This window comes from Agrobacterium larrymoorei (assembly GCF_005145045.1).
Lineage (GTDB): Bacteria > Pseudomonadota > Alphaproteobacteria > Rhizobiales > Rhizobiaceae > Agrobacterium > Agrobacterium larrymoorei.
Genome location: NZ_CP039694.1, coordinates 109,458 through 128,854, shown reverse-complemented (window position 1 = coordinate 128,854; position 19,397 = coordinate 109,458). Strand labels below are relative to the sequence as shown.

Annotated in this window: 10 protein-coding genes and 6 pseudogenes; 10 read left to right on the top strand and 6 right to left on the bottom strand. The window is 53.5% G+C overall.

Annotation, left to right across the window (positions count from 1 at the left end; translation table 11 throughout):
- The first annotated feature begins 22 nt into the window (after nucleotides 1–22).
- Nucleotides 23–1,038 (top strand): annotated as a pseudogene (locus CFBP5473_RS25790) (IS110 family RNA-guided transposase).
- 395 nt (nucleotides 1,039–1,433) lie between these two features.
- On the opposite strand, the gene CFBP5473_RS23540 reads toward CFBP5473_RS25790, so the two are convergent.
- Together CFBP5473_RS23540 and CFBP5473_RS23535 are read right to left on the bottom strand one after the other, a co-directional pair.
- Complete coding sequence (locus CFBP5473_RS23540; RefSeq protein ID WP_027676249.1) at nucleotides 1,434–2,636, bottom strand: pyridoxal phosphate-dependent aminotransferase; 1,203 nt, start codon at nucleotides 2,634–2,636, stop codon at nucleotides 1,434–1,436.
- Nucleotides 2,637–2,813: 177 nt separating this feature from the next.
- Nucleotides 2,814–3,959 carry a branched-chain amino acid ABC transporter substrate-binding protein gene (locus tag CFBP5473_RS23535; protein WP_027676250.1) on the bottom strand — a complete coding sequence of 382 codons (1,146 nt, stop codon included), beginning with the start codon at nucleotides 3,957–3,959 and terminating at the stop codon, nucleotides 2,814–2,816.
- Between the two features lie 245 nt (nucleotides 3,960–4,204).
- Between CFBP5473_RS23535 and CFBP5473_RS25490 the strand changes: the two are divergent.
- Nucleotides 4,205–5,103 (top strand): annotated as a pseudogene (locus CFBP5473_RS25490) (DDE-type integrase/transposase/recombinase); the annotation flags it as partial.
- A 23-nt stretch (nucleotides 5,104–5,126) separates the two neighbouring features.
- On the opposite strand, the pseudogene CFBP5473_RS23525 reads toward CFBP5473_RS25490, so the two are convergent.
- Nucleotides 5,127–7,189: pseudogene (locus CFBP5473_RS23525) on the bottom strand (recombinase family protein).
- Nucleotides 7,179–7,382 carry a hypothetical protein gene (locus CFBP5473_RS23520; protein WP_234881933.1) on the bottom strand — a complete coding sequence of 68 codons (204 nt, stop codon included), beginning with the start codon at nucleotides 7,380–7,382 and terminating at the stop codon, nucleotides 7,179–7,181. Before CFBP5473_RS23520 ends, CFBP5473_RS23525 begins: the two are co-directional and overlap by 11 nt.
- A 1,450-nt stretch (nucleotides 7,383–8,832) precedes the next feature.
- On the opposite strand from CFBP5473_RS23520, the gene CFBP5473_RS23505 reads away from it, so the two are divergent.
- Nucleotides 8,833–10,046, top strand: a protein-coding gene (locus CFBP5473_RS23505) for an IS3 family transposase (protein ID WP_106389433.1) whose coding sequence is annotated in 2 segments (ribosomal slippage) — nucleotides 8,833–9,169 and nucleotides 9,169–10,046 — 1,215 coding nt in all. Because the reading frame shifts where the segments join, the coding sequence is not laid out codon by codon here.
- Between the two features lie 598 nt (nucleotides 10,047–10,644).
- Here the strand turns inward: CFBP5473_RS23505 and CFBP5473_RS23500 are convergent.
- Nucleotides 10,645–12,120: an alpha,alpha-trehalose-phosphate synthase (UDP-forming) gene (locus CFBP5473_RS23500; RefSeq protein WP_084631720.1), complete on the bottom strand. Its 1,476-nt coding sequence runs from the start codon at nucleotides 12,118–12,120 to the stop codon at nucleotides 10,645–10,647.
- A 563-nt stretch (nucleotides 12,121–12,683) separates the two neighbouring features.
- Between CFBP5473_RS23500 and CFBP5473_RS25765 the strand changes: the two are divergent.
- A pseudogene (locus CFBP5473_RS25765) lies at nucleotides 12,684–13,091 on the top strand (glycerophosphodiester phosphodiesterase family protein); the annotation flags it as partial.
- An 18-nt stretch (nucleotides 13,092–13,109) separates the two neighbouring features.
- Nucleotides 13,110–13,934, top strand: a complete 825-nt coding sequence (locus tag CFBP5473_RS23495; protein WP_234881932.1) for a hypothetical protein — start codon at nucleotides 13,110–13,112, stop codon at nucleotides 13,932–13,934.
- Nucleotides 13,935–14,634: 700 nt separating this feature from the next.
- On the opposite strand, the pseudogene CFBP5473_RS23490 reads toward CFBP5473_RS23495, so the two are convergent.
- Nucleotides 14,635–15,234 (bottom strand): annotated as a pseudogene (locus CFBP5473_RS23490) (DDE-type integrase/transposase/recombinase); the annotation flags it as partial.
- 19 nt (nucleotides 15,235–15,253) lie between these two features.
- Between CFBP5473_RS23490 and CFBP5473_RS25485 the strand changes: the two are divergent.
- From CFBP5473_RS25485 to CFBP5473_RS23465, 5 genes and pseudogenes are all read left to right on the top strand, one after another.
- Nucleotides 15,254–15,823, top strand: a pseudogene (locus tag CFBP5473_RS25485) (IS30 family transposase); the annotation flags it as partial.
- A 260-nt stretch (nucleotides 15,824–16,083) separates the two neighbouring features.
- The gene (gene tnpA, locus CFBP5473_RS23480; RefSeq protein WP_027676258.1) at nucleotides 16,084–16,425 is read left to right on the top strand and encodes an IS66-like element accessory protein TnpA; all 342 of its coding nucleotides are present in this window, start codon (nucleotides 16,084–16,086) and stop codon (nucleotides 16,423–16,425) included.
- Nucleotides 16,422–16,769, top strand: coding sequence for an IS66 family insertion sequence element accessory protein TnpB (gene tnpB, locus CFBP5473_RS23475; RefSeq protein ID WP_012478004.1), 348 nt, complete (start codon nucleotides 16,422–16,424; stop codon nucleotides 16,767–16,769). The genes tnpA and tnpB overlap by 4 nt, the downstream gene beginning before the upstream one ends.
- A 78-nt stretch (nucleotides 16,770–16,847) precedes the next feature.
- Complete coding sequence (gene tnpC / locus CFBP5473_RS23470) at nucleotides 16,848–18,506, top strand: IS66 family transposase (protein WP_136954442.1); 1,659 nt, start codon at nucleotides 16,848–16,850, stop codon at nucleotides 18,504–18,506.
- Nucleotides 18,506–19,090, top strand: coding sequence for a plasmid pRiA4b ORF-3 family protein (locus CFBP5473_RS23465; protein WP_136954441.1), 585 nt, complete (start codon nucleotides 18,506–18,508; stop codon nucleotides 19,088–19,090). The genes tnpC and CFBP5473_RS23465 overlap by 1 nt, the downstream gene beginning before the upstream one ends.
- Nucleotides 19,091–19,397 lie beyond the last annotated feature (307 nt).

The following is a 19,397-nucleotide window of genomic DNA, read 5'->3' as shown; positions in this document are numbered from 1 at the left end:
TTCACAACGGGAGGACATCACAATGAAACAGTATGTCGGATTGGACGCCTCACAAAAGGAGACTGCCGTTTACGTCGTTGAAGAGAGCAGTCGTCTGACCTTTGAGGGCCGCGCGAAGTCGGATCTTGGCGCTTCAGCGGCGCTGTTTGCGAAGAAGGCCCCGGATGCTGAACGCGTTGGCTTTGAGGCTGGTGCCATGTCGAGCTGGCTCTGGCATGAACTGAAGAAGAACGGCGTGCCAGTCGTTTGCGTAGATGCGCGACACGCCCATGCGGTGCTTTCCATCCGGAGGAACAAAAGCGACGAAAACGATGGGCGCGGCTTGGCCGAATTGGTTAGTATCGCGAAGTGGCGGTCAAGAGTGAGGCTAGCCAACAGGTGCGCTCGCTACTGATTGCACGGTCACGGCGCGTCTCAATGCGCGAGATCTCGAAAATCAGATCCGATCAATGTTGAAAGAATGCGGCCTGATCTCTCCTCGTGCCATTGCCGGACAGTTCCAGCGGTGAGTTATCGACCTGACGGGAGAGGGGCATGTGCTTTGGCCGGTTATACTACCGCTTCTTTCCGTTCATGAACATGTCCGTCGAGAACTTGAGGGGCTGGATCGCCAGATCCGGCAGATGGCTCGAACAGACGAAACAACAAGGCGGCTCACGAGCGTGCCGGGCATCGGTGTGGCGACGGCATTAACCTCCCGCCATACCATTGACGACCCGTCTCGCTTTCGAAGTGCGACATCCGTAAGTGCCTATCTGGGTCTGACACCAAGACGTAAGCAGTCCAGGGAGACGGACACTGTCGGTCAAGTCTCGCGATGGGGAGATCGTCTGTTGCGAACCTATCTCTTCGCGGCGGCCAGTGTCTTGCTCCATCGCACGAAGCGTTGGTGCGCTCTTAAGCGCTTGGGGCCTTCGGCTGGCGAAACGCAACGGAATAAAAAAGGCGCAGGTCGCAGTTGCCCGGAAACTTGCCATCATTCTGCATTGTATATGGACTGATGGTACTTCATTCCAGTGGGGCAAGGAGCCTACCTGATCCCATCGACCGCCACCCGAAATCGCAGGGCTGAGATGAGCCTGTGATGTCCCGCCGGGACGGTGGTTGTGATGACCTCATTCAATCGGCTGCGGTTCAATAACCGCGCTCTACACGTTGAGGCATCCGGCCCGAACATCAACATGAGGCCATGATCTCGAAAAGGACCGTGACACCGGCACGGACAATACAGACTTGACTAAGTCCCGCAATTAAAGGGCGGATTGACAGCCACGATTGCGCTTTCAAGAATCGAGGAGGTTTGATTCTGAGTTGCCATACATGGAATATGTCTCCGGGGGGGTGCCCATCGTAAATCACGACCTGCGAAAATGCAGGTAGCGCAGCAATCACGCCAAAGGCAGTGCGCTTGGATGAGGTGGTGTCTCATCAGCTTAGCGGCAATTTGCGCAGAAACGCTGGATGCGGTTGCAAGCCTCTTCCAGAAGCTTCTCCGATGTTGCGTAGGAGATGCGGAAGTTAGGGCCGACGCCGAACGCCGAACCCTGGACCACGGCGACGCCTTCCGTTTCCAGAAGCTCGGTCACGAAGTCTTCGTCCGTCTCGAAGGCCCTGCCCGAAGGTGCGGTCTTGCCGATCAGGCCGGCGCAGGAAGGGTACACATAGAACGCACCTTCAGGCACCGGGCAGTTGATGCCCTTGGCCAGGTTGAGCATTGAGACAACGAGATCGCGACGGCCTTCGAAGATCCTCTTGTTGGCCGGAATGAAATGCTGCGTACCGTTCAGAGCTTCGACAGCTGCCCACTGTGCAATCGAGCTTGCGCCCGAGGTCTGCTGGCCCTGGATCATGTCCATGGCCTTGATTAGCGGCAACGGGCCGGCAGCGTAACCGATACGCCAGCCGGTCATGGCATAGGCCTTGGAAACTCCGTTCATCGTCAGCGTGCGGTCATAAAGCGAAGGCTCGACTTCCACCGGTGTCACGAACTTGAAGTCACCATAAGTCAAATGCTCGTACATATCGTCGGTCAGAACCCAGACATGTGGGTGCCTGACCAGCACGTCCGTCAGCGCCTTCAATTCATCGTGGCTGTAAGCAGCACCCGACGGGTTGGACGGGGAGTTGAACAGGAACCATTTGGTCTTCGGCGTGATTGCATTTTCCAATGCTTCCGCCGTTAGCTTGAACTTGCCTTCAAGTGTGGTCTGAACGAAGACAGGCCTGCCGCCGCAGATCGACACCATTTCAGGATAGCTGACCCAGTAAGGCGCGGGAATGATTACCTCATCACCCGGGTTCAGCGTGGCCATGAAGGCGTTGAAGAGGATCTGCTTGCCGCCAGTGCCGACAATCGTCTGCTCCGGCTTGTAGTCGAGGCCGTTTTCGCGTTTGAACTTGTCGGCGATCGCGTTGCGCAGTTCCGGAATACCGGAAATGGGCGTGTATTTGGTCTCGCCGCGTTTGATCGCGTCAATAGCCGCTTCCTTGATATTTTCGGGCGTATCGAAATCCGGCTCGCCAATATTGAGGCGAACAACATCTCTGCCAACCGCTCGCAACTCACGGAACTTTTGAGATACCGCGATGGTTGCTGAAGGCTTCACGCGGCTCATTATATCAGCGAGAACAAGCATCAAGTGGGACCCCTAAATCTGTTAAATGGTTCACGTAGATCATCGTCTGAGCACAAATCTGTTAGGTTTCGTCGTGATCACTTGTTGCGAAGGCCGTCGTGCAGGCCCGCGCGTACGAAGACGTTCGAACGCGCGGTAATGAGGGCGGGTTTCGTGTTTGTCTGCAAGGGATTGAGGCTACTTTGGAACCGCCTGCTGTTTGCCAGACTCAAGCATATTGTAGGTTATATTTCCTTTTTCATTCTTTTTCCAAATATACATTGTATAGTCCTCATCCTTTCGGTCGCCCTTAGCGTCGAAAGAAATATCTCCGACCACGGTACTTATGGGCGCTCCGTCGTGAAGCTTCGCGGCCACTGCGTCAGGCGCGGTGGACTTGCTTTGCTCTATGCCTGCCTTAATGATTTGTAATGCGGCATACGCGTACAATGTGTAAGCTTCAGGTTCGAACTTCTTTTTCCTAAACTCTTTGACCACGTTCGACGCAGATCTTGACTGCCTGGGGTCTGGAGCGAACGTCATCAGTGTCCCCACAGCGGCGTCACCGGCAATCTGACCGTACTCAGTAGAGGTGATCCCATCGCCGGCCATGAGAATTGCACCGAGATTTTGGTCGGAGGCTTGACGCGCGAGAAGACCAGCCTCCGTGTATAAGCCACCAAAATATACAAGATTGACCTTCGCTTCTTTGAGCTTGGCGATAAGCGCAGCGAAGTCCTTGTCTCCAACGTTTATGCTGTCCCTGATGACTTCCTTTACACCAGCCGAATTAGCTGATTGAACCACCTCATTCGCTATCCCTACCCCGTATGGCGTTTTATCGTCGATTACTGCTAACTTTTTACTTTTAAGATTTTGAGCAATATATCTTCCTGCTACGGCACCCTGCTGGTCGTCCCGTCCACAAACTCTAAATGTATTCCATAAGTTACGCTCTGTGAATTGAGGATTCGTGGAGCCTGGAGTAATCTGGAAAATACCGTTCTCAGCGTAGACCTCGGATGCCGGAATTGAGACACCGGAATTATAATGGCCCACGACGAAATGGACGCCATCTGCGACAAAGCGATTTGCTACGGAAATTCCTTGTTTCGGATCGGAAGCGTCATCCCCTAAAACGATGCTCACTTTCTCACCTAGTATCCCACCTGAAGCATTAATATCCGCGGCCGCTTGGGCGGCACCCCGACGAAATTGCTCCCCGACTGCAGCGTTCGGCCCGGTGATAGGCCCTGCTACACCGATCTTTATTTCCGCCCTCGCTGAAGAGCCGAGCATAACGGACACACCAAGTAAAGCGCTGAACAAATGAATTCGGTTCATTTTTTTTCCTCGTGATTCACGTAAGGAGGAATAAATCGCATCACTTCATTATCCGATGATTTCAAATCCCTCTGCTTCGCCTTCAGATGCAATCGAATTTTTCAGGTTTATGACATCGGTAAGCGGCAAGCTGGGACCGTTCAGCGCGCGTAATCCACGGCATTGACGTGCACCCGTCAAATTAGGCCATTTAGAACTGGAATTTTCCACTTATGATCCCCTAGTGGGGAGAAGAGGAGAATTCGATGAAGGCCTCGAAGTTTTTGGAAGCGAAGATCGCATCGTGTTGAAGCAGGTAGAGAATGGCACGCCGATCGGCGAGGTCTGCCGCAAGGCGGGAATTTCGGACGCGACGTTTTACAATGGCGCAGGAAATACGGGGGCTTGATGCCGTCGGAGATGAAGCGGTTACGACAGCTTGAGGAAGAGAATGCCAAGCTGAAGCGAATTGTTGACGACCTGTCGCGGGACAAGGCCATGCTACAGGGTGTGCTTTCAAAAAAGCTTTGAGACCTGCCCGCAAGCGCAAGCTTGCCGACACGATCAAGGCGGACTGGAAGGTTTCGATCCGGCGTGCATGCTCGGTGTTGAAAGTCGACCGGTCGCTCTATGTGTACAAGTCCAGGCGTGGCGAGCAGGCCGAGTTGAAGCTGAAGATCAAGGATATCTGCCAGACGCGGGTACGCTACGGCTACAGGCGAAGCTGCGAGCTGATCGCACGGAGCCGACCCATTCCAACCATGTCTGGGCGATGGATTTCGTTCATGACCAACTGGCCACTGGTCGCAAGATCGGGGATCTGACGGTCGTCGACACCTACTCGCGCTTCTCGTCGGAGGTCGATGCCCGCTTCAGTTACAAGGGGGAGGATGTCGTTCAGACACTGGAGCGGGTCTGCCGGCAGGTCGGATATCCGGCGACCATTCGAGTGGACAACGGCAGCGAATTCATCTCTCGAGACCTTGATCTCTGGGCATATCATAGAGGCGTCGTGCTCGACTTCTCGCGGCCGGGTAAACCCACGGACAACAGCTACATAGAGAGTTTCAATGGCAAGTTCCGCGCCGGGTGCCTGAACTCTCACTGGTTCGTGAGCCTTGACGACGCACGAGCAAAGATGGGGGATTGGCGTAGAGACTACAATCCTGTTTCATAACGCCCATCTTTCTATGTTGTTGAAGGGAATAAGTTTTCCTGATCTGGATGCGATCCTGTGGGGTTTCGGCCGTTCTGCCGGGCGCGATCGAGGATCTGACGTGCTTGTGAGGTCGCAAGTTTTGAACGGCTGAAGATCCATGGGCCATCGCGTGGCGGATGCGTCCCCTCAATCTCGCCGGCCTCGGCCGCCAGACGCAGTGTCTTTGGCGTTATCCCGAGTAATTTCGCCGCACCGCCTAGATTGAGCCACGGCTCTACCCCGTCGAGCTGGGGGCGAAAGACCTGAATGTTGCGATATGACCTCAACGCAGTGATCCGCTCCCGTGTCCAGCGATTGCCATTGCCGGTCGTCAGGCCGTTGCGATTGAGAACACCGGCAATCACATCGTCATTGGCGATAAGGACGAGCTGTCGCACAGCGTCGACAATGTCGTCAGGCGTCGCGTTTCTTTGCCCTCGGCGCCGCTTCGGCAGGCGCAGTTCGGTGTGGACGCCACCAACCCGATGAATGACCAGGATAATCTCGGAGGTTCCATCATCGAGATCGGCTACCACTTCATTGATGAGCGTGCGCACGATGCGCTTCTTCAGCCTCGCATCGGTTGTCGGCGCTGACCAGACGGTGCGAAGAGTGCCCGCAAGTGCGGTTACCTGTGATGCGGACATGGGGAGCGGCTGCGGCGTAACTGTCCGATGTTTGGCAATCCTGGCCTCGATCTCGCCGACGCGAGCAAGCGCTCTGTTCCAGCGCGCTTCGAGTTCCGACGTCACCAGCCTATTCTCCGGATCAGCCGCGCGTATTGTCTGAATGCCCGCTCAGTGGCATAGCGCGCTGCTTCGAGGTCGCGCAGAAGGGCATCCTGAACCTGGTCGCGTTGGCTTGCCATATTGCGTTCCGCCTCGATGGCGGCGGCAATGGCTCCTGGTTCGACCACGCCGAGAAGTGCTTCTTCGATCGCATCATCGACCCGCAGACCGCCGAACGCAATGCACCGGGGCTCGCCATTATCGAGCAGACCACGCCAGCAGGAATAGCGTGGAATATTGTGATTATTTCCGGTGTACCGAACGGTCAGCTTCCGACCACACCTTTTGCAGCGGAAAAGGCCAGCAAGCAGAGCGTCACCATGCTTCGGCGCTCCATGATGGCGACTGGCCGGTGCATTGTCGCTGACCATCTTGCGGATCTCCTCCGCCCGTTCCCAACTGATGTAACCTTCGTGCGCATCCGGGATCAGGGCAAGCCATTCATCACGCGCCTTGCGGCGCATTCCAGACCGGCCATCATATCCCGGCACGGAGCGACTCTTACCATAGGCGTACGCTCCGCCGTAGATAGGGTTCGCAATCATCCGGTGGATGGTAGCATAATTTGGCCTGCGCCAGATGACTTCACCGTTAGCGTACCTGACCGGCAGGTCCAGCCCCTGTTCGAGGAACCATAGCAGAGCCTGCCGTGCACTGCCGAGTTCGGCAACTTTGTTGAAGACGAGTGCAATGGCCTCCTGGATGCGTCGGTCGGGATCTTTCTCAATCCTGTCGCCTGCCTTTACGAAGCCGACGGGAACAGTGACGACAAGTTCACCACGGCGAGCCTTCTCATAACGGGCGGAAAGGGAACGCTGACGCAAGAGATCGAGCTCATACTCGTTGAGACTGCCCTTCAAACCCAGAAGCAGGCGGTCGTTGCTCTGGCGGGGCGCATAAACCGCTTCCTGATAGATCAGAACAGTGTCGACGACGCGGCACATCTCAATGAGCTGTTGCCAATCGCGGCTGTTGCGGGCGAAGCGCGATACCTCACGCGCGGCCACGGCGCCCACTTTGCCAAGGCAGACTTCCGCCACCATCCGGTCAAATCCAGCCCGGGTCACGCCGCCGGCGGCCGAACGACCAAGGTCATCATCCACCGTCTCTATTTGTGACCATCCGAGTGCTGCCAGTCGGTCCCGCATGGCATACTGCAGGGCGCTGCTTTCCCGATTGTGCAGAACCTGGTGAGCTGAGGACTGCCGAACATAGAGGATGGCCTTACGCTCGAGATGGTGCGGCCCGATTTTCTCATGCATCATGACCGGCCTCCTTCTGCTGGGAGACGCGCCCGCAGTTTGCGTGATCGACGAACAGCCGTACGATGAGCACCGTCAATGCCTGGCGGGTCTCCTCCGGTAACTCCGGCCATTGCGGCGTCCCTGCCGTCTTCCCCCGCTGCGGGGACGGGAACAGATCGAACTGGTATGTCATGGACTGGCGAGGCATGGACATCTCTCCGACTCGTTTCGTGAGAGACCAATGCTGCACCCATTACCGCTGTTTGCGATGAGGCATCAGCGCCTTCCAATAATTTTGCCAAAGCATGGAGAGTTGCGAGATCGACGTGCGGAACCGGCTGGCTGCGCCAATATCCGCTCACGGAGTGGCCGAACATCCATGCCGGGACTTCAAGAAGTCGATCAGAAGAAGAACCAGAAAGGCTGCAGCGGAAAATATGCGTCCCTTTGGACAGCGCCTCATGGACGTGAACAAATCGCCCGGACCCACGGATGCCACGGATACAAAAGCTCGCGAACCTCGGTCCCGTGGGTGTTATGCCGTCGTGTTGTATAACGAGTTCCGGCCACACAGCGCGATTGGCAACAAGGTGCCGATTTCGCTCATCGGCACTTACGCCGACCTGAGCCAAAACCCCGGAAAATTCCAGCTCCCGCTGGCCCGAAAGCGGGGAGCACCTCACAAAAACGCCGGAGCGAACTCAAAACTGGATAAAACTTGGAGGCAAGGTCACTCACATCATACTGTGGGACTAAACACCTAATGCCCGAATGATTGGATTAGCCGATGACGGCTGTAACCCGTCGGGGCCGCTCGCAGCAGAATTGTACGCGATCAAACTTTGCGGTTATTCGCTGAACCACGCGGCGCATGTTGGCATCCGTTGCTTCAGCCTCGCCGAAAGAGCGCACTTCTCCGTCCTGGCCAAATCCGCCACAGCAATCGCTACCTTTAGCGTGGCGACATCTATTCCGACAAAAGCTTCTCTGTAATCTGTCACGGCTCGCCCTCCTTTAATGAGGACCGCCTAGGCGTGTCCAAGCATCCCTCGGAGGACCTAGTGTAGGGCGGACCGCCTCAGGCGCGAAGATGCGCATACGGCTTTACAGACTCACGAAATTTTCAATGAATATACCAATGCACAAACAAAGATGACTTAGCAATAAATCCTGTCAAGACATAGATCACATATATTCTGTCGGGACTGAGACTGACATAAATGACACACGACCAATCTAATTTTCGGCTCCCCAAGGAATTTTGCCTTCCGGGTCTGCTAACTAGGAACGTTGTTAATTTAGGGTATTGAAACGACATGATGTGCAGACGACATGGATAGTTGATTACTCGCCCCAAACTCGCCCTGCAAGCACCTGTAGTCAACGCGATCGTTTTGGTTGTCGTCGCGCAAGTTTCGCTACAGCAAACATTTTGTTGATCCGAAAGCTAATTGCCTCTCGCGCTAGCTCAGGGTTCCAGGAAGCCACGCCTGCCCCGAGCAACCATTGCAGAATCACTTTTTTTGAAAAGCCCTATATCTCTCCGAAAAAACCACAGACATACATCGGACCATCCTCTTTGATCGCGTCATGAACTGCACCCCATTTCGACCGGACAGTCGGCATAAGCAGAAAGGCTCAAGCACAGGCTTGAGGACAGGCTTATGTCTAACGAGTATCGACATGTTGAATTGCTGACGGGTGATATCCGCCGCAGGCGGTGGACAACCGAGCAAAAGCTGACGATCATTGAGCAGAGTTTCGAACCAGGCGAGACGGTATCTTCTGCCGCTCGCCGTCATGGCGTCGCGCCCAATTTGCTTTATCGGTGGCGCAGGCTCTTGAGCCAGGGAGGTGCTGCAGCCGTGGATTCTGACGAGCCGGTGGTCGGCAATTCCGAAGTGAAGAAGCTGGAGGATCGTGTCCGCGAGCTGGAGCGCATGCTCGGTCGCAAGACGATGGAGGTTGAAATCCTCCGCGAAGCCCTTTCCAAAGCGGACTCAAAAAAACGGATATCGCGACCGATCTTGTTGCCGAAGGACGGTTCGCGATGAAGGCCGTCGCAGACACGCTGGGCGTCTCCCGTTCCAACCTCATCGAGCGGCTGAAAGGCAAAGCAAAGCCGCGTGGGCCATACCACAAGGTCGAGGATGCAGAGCTTTTGCCCATCATCCGCAGACTGGTGGATCAAAGGCCATTCTATGGCTATCGGCGGATCGCCGCGCTGCTCAATAGCGAAAGGCGAGCCGCCGATAAGCCTGTCGTCAACGCCAAACGGGTTCATCGCATCATGGGCAACCACGCCATGCTGCTGGAGAAGCACACGGCCGTTCGCAAGGGGCGCCTCCACGACGGTAAGGTGATGGTCATGCGCTCGAACTTGCGCTGGTGCTCGGATGGGCTGGAGTTCGCCTGCTGGAACGGCGAGGTTGTTCGTCTCGCCTTCATCATTGACGCCTTCGACCGCGAGATCATCTCATGGACGGCCATCGCCAATTCAGGCATCTCCGGCTCAGACGTGCGCGACATGATGCTGGAGGCGGTCGAGAAACGCTTCCATGCAACCCGAGCTCCGCACGCTATCGAGCATCTCTCGGACAACGGTTCGGCTTATACAGCTCGGGACACGAGGCTGTTTGCCCAGGCGATCAATCTCACACCCTGCTTCACGCCGGTGGCCAGTCCACAGTCAAACGGCATGTCAGAGGCTTTCGTCAAAACCCTGAAGCGGGATTATATCCGCATCTCTGCACTACCGGACGCCGAAACGGCGCTCCGGCTCATCGACGGATGGATCGAGGACTACAACGAAATCCATCCACATTCAGCGCTCAAGATGGCTTCCCCTCGGCAGTTCATCAGGGCTAAATCAATCTAGCCGACCTGTCCGGTGAAATGGGGAGCACTCCACGTCAAGTTCGCTTAACGTTCGTTGGTGCAAACACGAGGTGGAGGAAAATCGTAACAAAACCTCACAGAAGGCAGGATATGGAGTATACCGATAGCGCATCGTTGCGGCGACCTAGGACAATTGCGTGTTGGCTAGAGCCATCAACGCAAACTGACGGCAGGCTTTCTCTGCCTCGATCAGCAGTGCTATATCTCGCCGGGGCTATATACGTTAGATTGACTCGATCTGAATGGAAGGACGCGCACAGCACATGCTTGCATACACAAGACTAAGTTAAACGTCCCTCTACCATTTAAAAACGAAGATCAATATAATTATCGATAATTTATTTGAAACGCTCTTTCTGCAACCAATCCCTCTCTATACAGCATAGAGAAGATTTACAAGACTTTAGAATGAAACAATCTCTAAACTTAAAATACTTCATAAATCTCGTTGCGAGGAATATTTACAAAGAAACAGACACTGCATACTATCAAGATTTTTAATTCGCGAACTTCCGGCACAACGAGTTAAACATATCAACGTATAATTACGTAATATGCGCCACATGACAGTAGTGATTTTATATAAATAAGTCAGCAAGATACGTATTGGTCCAGTAGTTGATATCGTGTTCCAACAGCCTGTTCATCATATTCCCCCAACGATCTTTACGCTCGGTAAGCGGCATTTCTAACGCGTCTGCAATCGCCTGAGCCATACTTTGAATATTTCGTGGATCTACAATAATACCCGCAGAAAGCTCTTGCGCGGCGCCAGCAAACCGAGAAATGATTAAAACGCCAGGGTCGGCCGCGGCTTGCGCTGCAATATATTCCTTCGCCACGAGGTTCATGCCATCCCTGATCGGTGTTACGAATCCAACCCTCGCCAACCTGAAAAGGGCGCCAAGCTCATCTCTGGACGCACCAGAATTGATGTAGCGAAGAGGTGTCCAGTCCACCGTCCCGATTGCGCCATTTGCCTTGCCGACCGCTTCCGCGACCGCCACTTGCAATTGTTGATATTCCGGAACGGTGGAGCGGGACATGGGAGCAATCTGGAGATAGGTCACTTTCCTGAGATACGAAGGGTTATCTTTAAGAAACTTTCGGTATGCCGCCACACGCTCCAGGATGCCCTTCGTGTAGTCAAGGCGGTCAACTGCTATAATGAGCTTCTGCCCCTGCAAGCTTTCCACCATTTGTCGCATCGACGGCTGCTTCACCGCAGCCGCAGCGGACTTCGCGAAATTCAGGGTTTCAATGGAGATAGCGTACGCACCGAGTTTGATCCTCCGCCCAAACAAGATAACAACGTCATTCTCGAGTTTTTCACCTTTATTGCAATTCACAGCCTCATGAAAATTGCTCAAATCATTGGGGGTTTGAAAGCCTATCACATCATAGCTGGACATTGCTTTGAGCAAAAGCTTGTGTACAGGCACGTCACGAAGCACTCCGAACGTCGGCCACGGGACATGTAAAAAAAAACCGACACGCCCGATGAAGCCTAGCTTCCTTAGTTCTCCAGCCAGCGGAATTAGGTGGTAATCTTGGACCCATACTGCATCATCCGGACGGCACAAAGGAAAAAGTATTTCCGCAAAGGTGGCGTTCACCCGCCAGTAGGCCTCCTCATAATCTTCGTTAAGAATCGCACGATCCTTCAAAGAGTGAAAAAGAGGCCAAAGGGTCCGATTGGAAAACCCGTTGTAATAGTCCCGGACGTCGGCGACGGTGAGGTCAACTTCGACGTACGTTACGTTCCCCTCTGGAGTTATTTTTGTTGATGTAGCTTCCGCGTCAGTTGTTCCCGACCAGCCCATCCAGATGCCGCCCTTCAACCTCAAAGCAGCATTCACGGCGACAGCCAACCCGCCTGAATTGTTGCCAGGAGATACATCATGGCTAATTCTGTTGGAAACTACGATCAGACGACCCTGCGTATTGATTGGGTCGGCCGTGCATCCTGGAAACTCATGCTCCGTCAATGCACAGCATTTTGAACAATTAGGCGTAGATGAAATATGTCTATTTTGGGGCCTTATGCACTTCATAATTCGAGTTTTTTATATTTCACTATCAGAGTGAAATTGAATTTTTGCACTAGACCTAATGATATTTATACATTCATGAAATTTGAATGCGCCTGACATTGCGAATATTTTATTTGCCCATTGGACTATAGTGCGCGTTGCTTTCACCCCCCTTAAAGTAGACAGCGTTATTGAGCAGGTGTTTGAACAGATTAAGAAGCTAGTAAAAGTCGCTGCGTGGGACCTTCAAAGTGCGCGTCGTACGTGAGATGATAGTTCAATGAGTATGCTTCCCACCAATAGCGAATCATTTTCAATGATGAGGTAAGCACTTACGCCAGCTACGAAAGTGAAATCAGGCAGAAGACACTATGAAAAATCAAATCAATATGACGTCCTTTTCTGCTGGATGTCATCGCCTACGTACTACGAGAATCCAGAGATATATTGAAGTCCGCAATTAAAGTTTTACTCCCACACGGTAGCACAGAATCTTGAAGCAAAAATGGTGGTATTCTCATTTTATTTGGGATTAATCGATAGTTACTTACTGACATATCCAACTGCAGGTTCTAGCTCAGCGTGTGCCATTTGAAGTAGATGGTACCTCATGGAAATCTTACCATATTAGCTGGAATTTACCTTCAGGGGAGTCAATCGACGACCTCCTTCGGAGACACTCCGTTCCGAACTTCCTCCAGCATTTAAGCGATCCTGATCTGGCCATCCAAGTAGTTGAACACCGCGGAATCTACAATTTCGGCGCTGGAATACAAGAGTGTACTCACACCTCAATCCACAATGCTATTGGGCACGACCGTCATCTTATCGAACTTGATGCAGCCATGACGTGTGATGGTGTTTTCATAGCTTGCCATGATTTCACTCCTTGGAGGGTCGCACAGGTTGAAAATAAGTTTGTTAGGGAGTTCCACTCTACGGAGCTTGTGGGGCTACCAGTGATAATTCGGGAAATTGAGGATGGTGAAGTTTCGGAGAACAACTTCGTAGTGACTAACGACACTATCCAAACAATTGAAGAAATCTTGGCCTCTGCTTTAGCAGCCAACCCTTACGTGACCTTCTTTGTGGACGTCCGTGAGGACGAACTCCCTTACTTCGTTCGGTGGATCAGCTACCATCCAGAGTACTCGCAGAATGTTGTCGTAAACTTCTATACCTTCAATTATCGCGATCCTGAAACTATTGTACAAGAGATTGAAGTACTCGCTCCTCGCAGTGACTGGATGGAAAACGTTGCACTCATGCCTGTGATTTTTGGTGAGGAGTTGTCGGCGCTGGCACTTCATCAAGGGCGCCGCGCCCCTTATGACGAAGACGCCCTTTTTACTGCGGGCGAAACTTGGATAGATGCTGTGGCAAGAAAAGGCCTTCGTCTTGTAGCAGTGAATACTATTTACACTTCAATCAGCTACGAGATGCTAGGTGAAAATTCTCCTTCTGCGGCCTGGAACGCTTTTAGAGCAAATCAAGCAGCAGAGCGGCTAGGAGAGTACATCAGATCGGATGATGGTTACTTGAAGAGTTTGTACCCCCACCTCAAACTAGTCAACAACACTCGCACCTACGACTACGCCAGCAACGTGCGAGGCAGGCTCAAGTTTTTCAACTTTGGCTTTGGCGATGGACTAGGCAATGAATGGGAAAACCATGAGCAGAAATATATCCGGAGAGGTCGTGCAACACCTGGCAATAAGAAATGCGATATAATAATTTCTGATCGATCTGAAGACGATATATCCTATCTTGCTTGGGAGGCATATGGTTTTGCCCACCAAGTCAATTTCAGAACGCCCCACCTTGAAACTGCCTGAGCATCGAGTTCCGCCGGCGCGCGCCATCCGCATATGCTTGCAATATTAATCGTTTGAATGTGTCATAGCATAAGTTTGATGCAATAGCTATCGTGTTAATATCTGTGCTGTGCACGTACAATAAAATGTATTGTCTTTCGTGTAATATATTTGTTTTAAGTTCGAATAAAGCCTGCGGATTTGTGTATCTAAATCTATATACAAATTATGTTTCCAAAATAGAGTTTAATGTATTATTGGAAAATTGAACACCTCCATCTAGATTTACTAACTGAGAAGTAAAAATCTACGATTATCAATATCTACGTCTCCTTTATAACGCTGCCGAAAGATATCGAGCTTGGCAAAAAATTGAACGGCACAAGACGGTCATAACATTCTGAGTACATTGGCACTCGAAATAAAGTAGAAAGTCCCCTCACAATTGGGAGCACCACATTCTGAATGCGAGACCCAGTCATGTCGATTCGGAAGTGGAATAGGGAACATGTGCCGAGATGAACCGGTAGCCAGGGGAGATAGAAAAAACGCAGTCGAACCCTGCCCCGAAAAATACCTCGAACATCGTTGAAGACATTAATTATCAGATGGGAAAAACTGTGAGGCAATCAAAATCAAGTGGCCCCATTTTCCTTATTATCTGATGGCACCAATCAAGGAATCATGATTTACATTATAATATATCCTGCCGCCCTCGCCGCTAAACGTTTAGTCCCGCGGTTTGATGGATCGGATTGATCGTGAACCTTTGCGGCTCGGTTGTCCAGATTTTGCAGATGAATTCGTATGGCGTGAGGCCTCGAAGGGTCTTCAGTCGCCGGCCGAAGTTGTAGGCAGCGATAAAGTCCTTGAGATGATGACGTAGCTGATCGTGGTTGTCGTAGTGGAAGCGTTTCACTGTCGCATCCTTGATAGTTCGGTTCATCCGCTCGACTTGGCCGTTGGTCCATGGATGTCGAGGTTTGGTCAGCCGATGTTCTATATCGAGATCAGCACAGGCCAATTCAAACGAATGGCAGCGAAATGGCAGATTGTCCCGGCGCATGGCATTGATATCTTCAGGCGTCCAGCCATCACCAGTTAGGTCGGTGAAATGGGTGCCATTGTCGGTTAGAACGATGTGGATTTTGTATGGCGCTGCCTTCGCCAGAGCCCGCAGGAAGTTCCCTGCGACACGGCGGGTTGTCTTCTCAACCAATTGTACAAACGCGAATTTGGACGTCCGATCAATGGCGACAAAGAGATAGAGGCGACGTTCTGCCGTGTGGACCTCGGCAATATCGATATGAAAATAGCCGATCCCCGGTAGGCACGATGGGCGTCCACCACGACATGCAAGACGCAAGCACGGACAACGGTTTAGTCCAAATGTCGACATATTGCCGCGGCCGGATGCAGTTGCCGAGCGCAAACAATTTGGCCATTGGGAATGCGATCTGATCCAGTGCCGGAAGAAGTTTTGGGAAGGCAACCGTGACATCGCTCGTAGAAAGGGTCAGCCGCTTCTCAATCTTTTTACGCAACAACGACCGGCAATCCCGGCCAGTCATGGATGGCCTCGTTCGTGCACTCCAAGCCCTGCCCCTTCTCGCCCGCCGATCAATCACATTCAACCGGGGAACAGACTTTACTGGCTGGCTTTTTCTTCAGGCGAGCGTCGGTACGCAAACTTGATTCTGTGGTGATCCACAATCACCATGGCAAAAGGGCAACGTCGAGAACACCAACCGACGGGTCCGAAGTGGCTTTCGAAAGATGTCGATCCCCTGCCGGTCACCTACGCGAACTTGATAGAAATTTGCAGCCAGCTCAACGCAACACCGCGCAAGTGCCCCGGCTATCGAACGCCTGCAGAAGTTTTTCGCAAGAAAGTTCTCGCGCAGATGCGGCATGCAAATTGGTTTTGGATGCTCATAAGTCGCGATTCAGCAGGAACTCACATCCGGAATGCGAAGACCGAACCCGCACGCAAGCTTCTGGCGAAGTGAAGATCGCGCCAGCGCTGTCAGGCCATCGATCCCGTTGCGGATGTCCGTCACACCGCAAGCAAGATAAACGGTATCCCTCCGGCGTGGACCGCCTTGCGAGTTTTTGGCGATAACGTGATTTTGCGCTCTTGAGAGTGGACTTAAGAGCGCAATGAGGAACTATGGCACAGGCCATTTTGCTGACGGGTCAAGAACGGCGTCGTCGTTGGTCACCGGACCAACGGCTGGAAATTCTGGAGGCAGCATTTGCTCCTGGGGCAAATGTCTCGGAGGTAGCGCGTCGCTTTGATGTTTCGACGGGGCTGCTCTACACGTGGCGGCGCCAAGCGCTGACTGTGAAAGATGGGCCTGCTTTTGTGCCGGCAACAGTTCTGGATGTTTCTAGCGGCGGCGATGGTGGTGCGGCAACCATCGTTGTGGACTTTGCGAACTGTATCAAGGTGAGGATTGCCTCCGGCGTGCCTTGTGATCTTGCCGCTGCAGTGATGCGAGCGCTCAAATGATCCCGATCAGTTCGAGCGTGCGGGTTTGGATTGCGAGCGGCCATTGCGATATGCGCAAGGGAATGCAGGGTCTTGCTCTGATCGTGCAGGAAGGTCTTGGTCGTGATCCGTTCAAGGGGGACGTTTTTGTTTTCCGCGGTAAAAGCGGCCGGCTGATCAAGGCTCTTTGGCATGACGGAATTGGGCTTTCGCTGTACGCAAAGCGGCTCGAGCGTGGCCGTTTTATTTGGCCGGTGACTGAGGGCGGAGCGATTGCGCTGACGGCTGGCCAGATGTCCTACTTGCTTGAGGGAATTGACTGGCGAAACCCGCAGCAGACATGGCGTCCGACGAGCGCTGGATAGCGAATTTTGGCGAGGATTTGCCGCCATTGCCATCAAGAAAAGCTGTGCAAATCAGGGGTTTTGTGATTCACTTCGAGCATGGAACCGGGCTTCGAAAATCACCGCGATCATGCTGCTGCTCTTGAAGCAGAATTGGCGACAGCGCGGGCGGAGCGTGCTGCTGCTTTGGCCGAATTGGCTGTTGCCAAGGCCAAGGAGGCCGACGATCAGGCCATCATTCTTCGCCAGAAAGTCTATATCGAAAAGCTGCAACGGGAGCTTCGCGGTCAGAAGTCGGAACGGACGGCGCGGCTGATTGCGCAGATGGAGCTGATGCTGGAGGACGCCGAAGCGACGGCGACCGAAGATGAGCTTGCCGCCGAAATGGCCGTTGCTGCAGCATCTGCGATTGCGGTCACCGGCTTTACGCGCAAGCGGCCGGTCAAGAAGCCATTCCCGGAACATCTGCCGCGTGAGCGTGTTGTGGTGCCAGGGCCGGTTGCCTGCAGTTGCTGTGGCGGTGAACGGCTTCGCAAGCTCGGCGAAGACATCACCGAAACGATGGAGAGCGTACCGCGGAGCTGGAAGGTCATTCAGACGGTGCGGGAAAAGTTCACCTGCCGTGACTGCGAGAAGATCAGCCAGGCACCTGCACCCTTCCATGTCATCCCGAGAGGATGGGCGGGGCCAAGCCTTTTGGCGATGATGCTCTGCGACAAGTTCGGCCAGCATATTCCCCTCAATCGCCAGGTCGAACGTTTTGCCTTGGAGGGTGTGCCGATCAGCCTGTCGACTGCAGCAGACGCGATTGGTGCGTGCTGCCAGGTCCTTGACCCGCTGGTGCGACGGATTGAAAGCCATACGTTCGCGTCTGAACGGATCCACGGTGATGACACGACCGTGCCGGTTCTAGCTCTCGGCAAGACCGCAACCGGCCGGATATGGAGCTATGTCAGGGACGATGCTCCGTTCGGCGGAACGGCTCCACCGTCGGTGATGTTCTATTATTCCCGGGACCGGGCCGGCGAACATCCACAGGCACATCTGGCCAATTATAGCGGTATCCTTCAGGCGGACGCCTATACCGGCTATGGCCAGCTCTATCTTCCTGATCGAAGTCCGGGCCCGATTTATGAAGCGGCGTGTTGGGCGCATGCCAGGCGGCCATTCTTTGCGCAAGCCGATCTGGAGGCCAATGCGCGCCGAAAAGGGCAGGGTAAAAGTGCCGCTGTTGTCTCACCAATCGCCTTGAACATGGTGCAGCGGATCGACGCGCTGTTCGAGATCGAACGCCAGATCAATGGCCGCACTGCCGATGAGAGAAAAGCGATCCGCCAGCAATTATCAAAGCCGTTGATCGACGAGATGGAAATATGGATACGCGACCACCGCGCCAGGTTGCCGCGTGACAACGACCTGGCAAAGGCATTTGACTATATGCTGAACCGCTGGGAATCCTTCACCCGCTTCCTCGACGACGGCCGGATTTGCCTGTCGAACAATTGCGCGGAGCGATCTCTGCGTGGTGTGGCCCTTGGACGAAAAGCCTGGCTATTTGCCGGTTCCGACCGCGGAGGGAAAAGGGCGGCAGCCATGTACAGCCTGATCGTCACCGCGAAAATGAACCGCATTGATCCACAGACCTGGCTTGCAGATGTTCTCGCCCGCATCGCCGATCATCCTGCCAGCCTGATCGATGAACTTCTTCCCTGGAATTGGCGGAACCCCGCAACAAAATCTCTGCAGCAGGCGGCCTGATGGCAGGTCCTCTCGTTCGCTTGAAGATCACGCTCGATGACGTTGATCCCTTGGTGATGCGGCGCGTTGTCGTGCCGTTCCGCATTCGGCTCGACCGGCTTCATGATGTTCTCCAGCAGGCTTTCGGCTGGACCAACAGTCATCTCTATGAGTTCAGGATCCGTGACATCGGATTCGGCGTGCCTGATGGCGGCTTTGATGACCCCATTGATGCTCGCAAGGAAACGCTTCTTGCCGCCATCGAAGATATCGGCGCGAAGTCATTCAAGTATCTCTATGACTTCGGTGACGGCTGGACGCACACAGTGAAAATCGAAAAGACCTTTCCGGCTACCCCCGGCTTTGATGATCCTTTCCTTCTCGAGGCTGTCGGAAGGTGCCCGCCAGAGGATGTTGGCGGCCCTTGGGGCTATGAAGAGTTCCGTGAGGCTATTGCCGACGTCAACCATGAGCGACATCAAGAACTGCTCGAATGGTGGGGAAGTTCAGACTACGACCCCAGCCAGGTCGATGCAAGAAATCTCGGCAAAAACGTCGAGGCTCTGGCTGCGAAATGGAAGCGCAGATCGCGCAAAAAAACCTGACACTGCGGTCCTCGGCGAATGCTTACGATAAACGCGCACATTTGCGCATGGTGCAATCATGCGTCTTCAATCGAGCGGATCAGTGCTTTTAGAATGTCAGGCGCGATATTGGCCTCGACCTTCAAGACGCGGCCGCCCTTGCTACCGATCTCGATCCGCATGGGATGTGCCGACCGCTTTGCCGCAAGTTTGTCGACTGGGACTGGTCGCTCGCCTCAGTGGCAATCAATTCGACCGGCACAAAGGAATTAGTGACGTAACTTGAGGTGTTCGCAGGAAATATCGAAGACGGCCTCACCGGACGCTT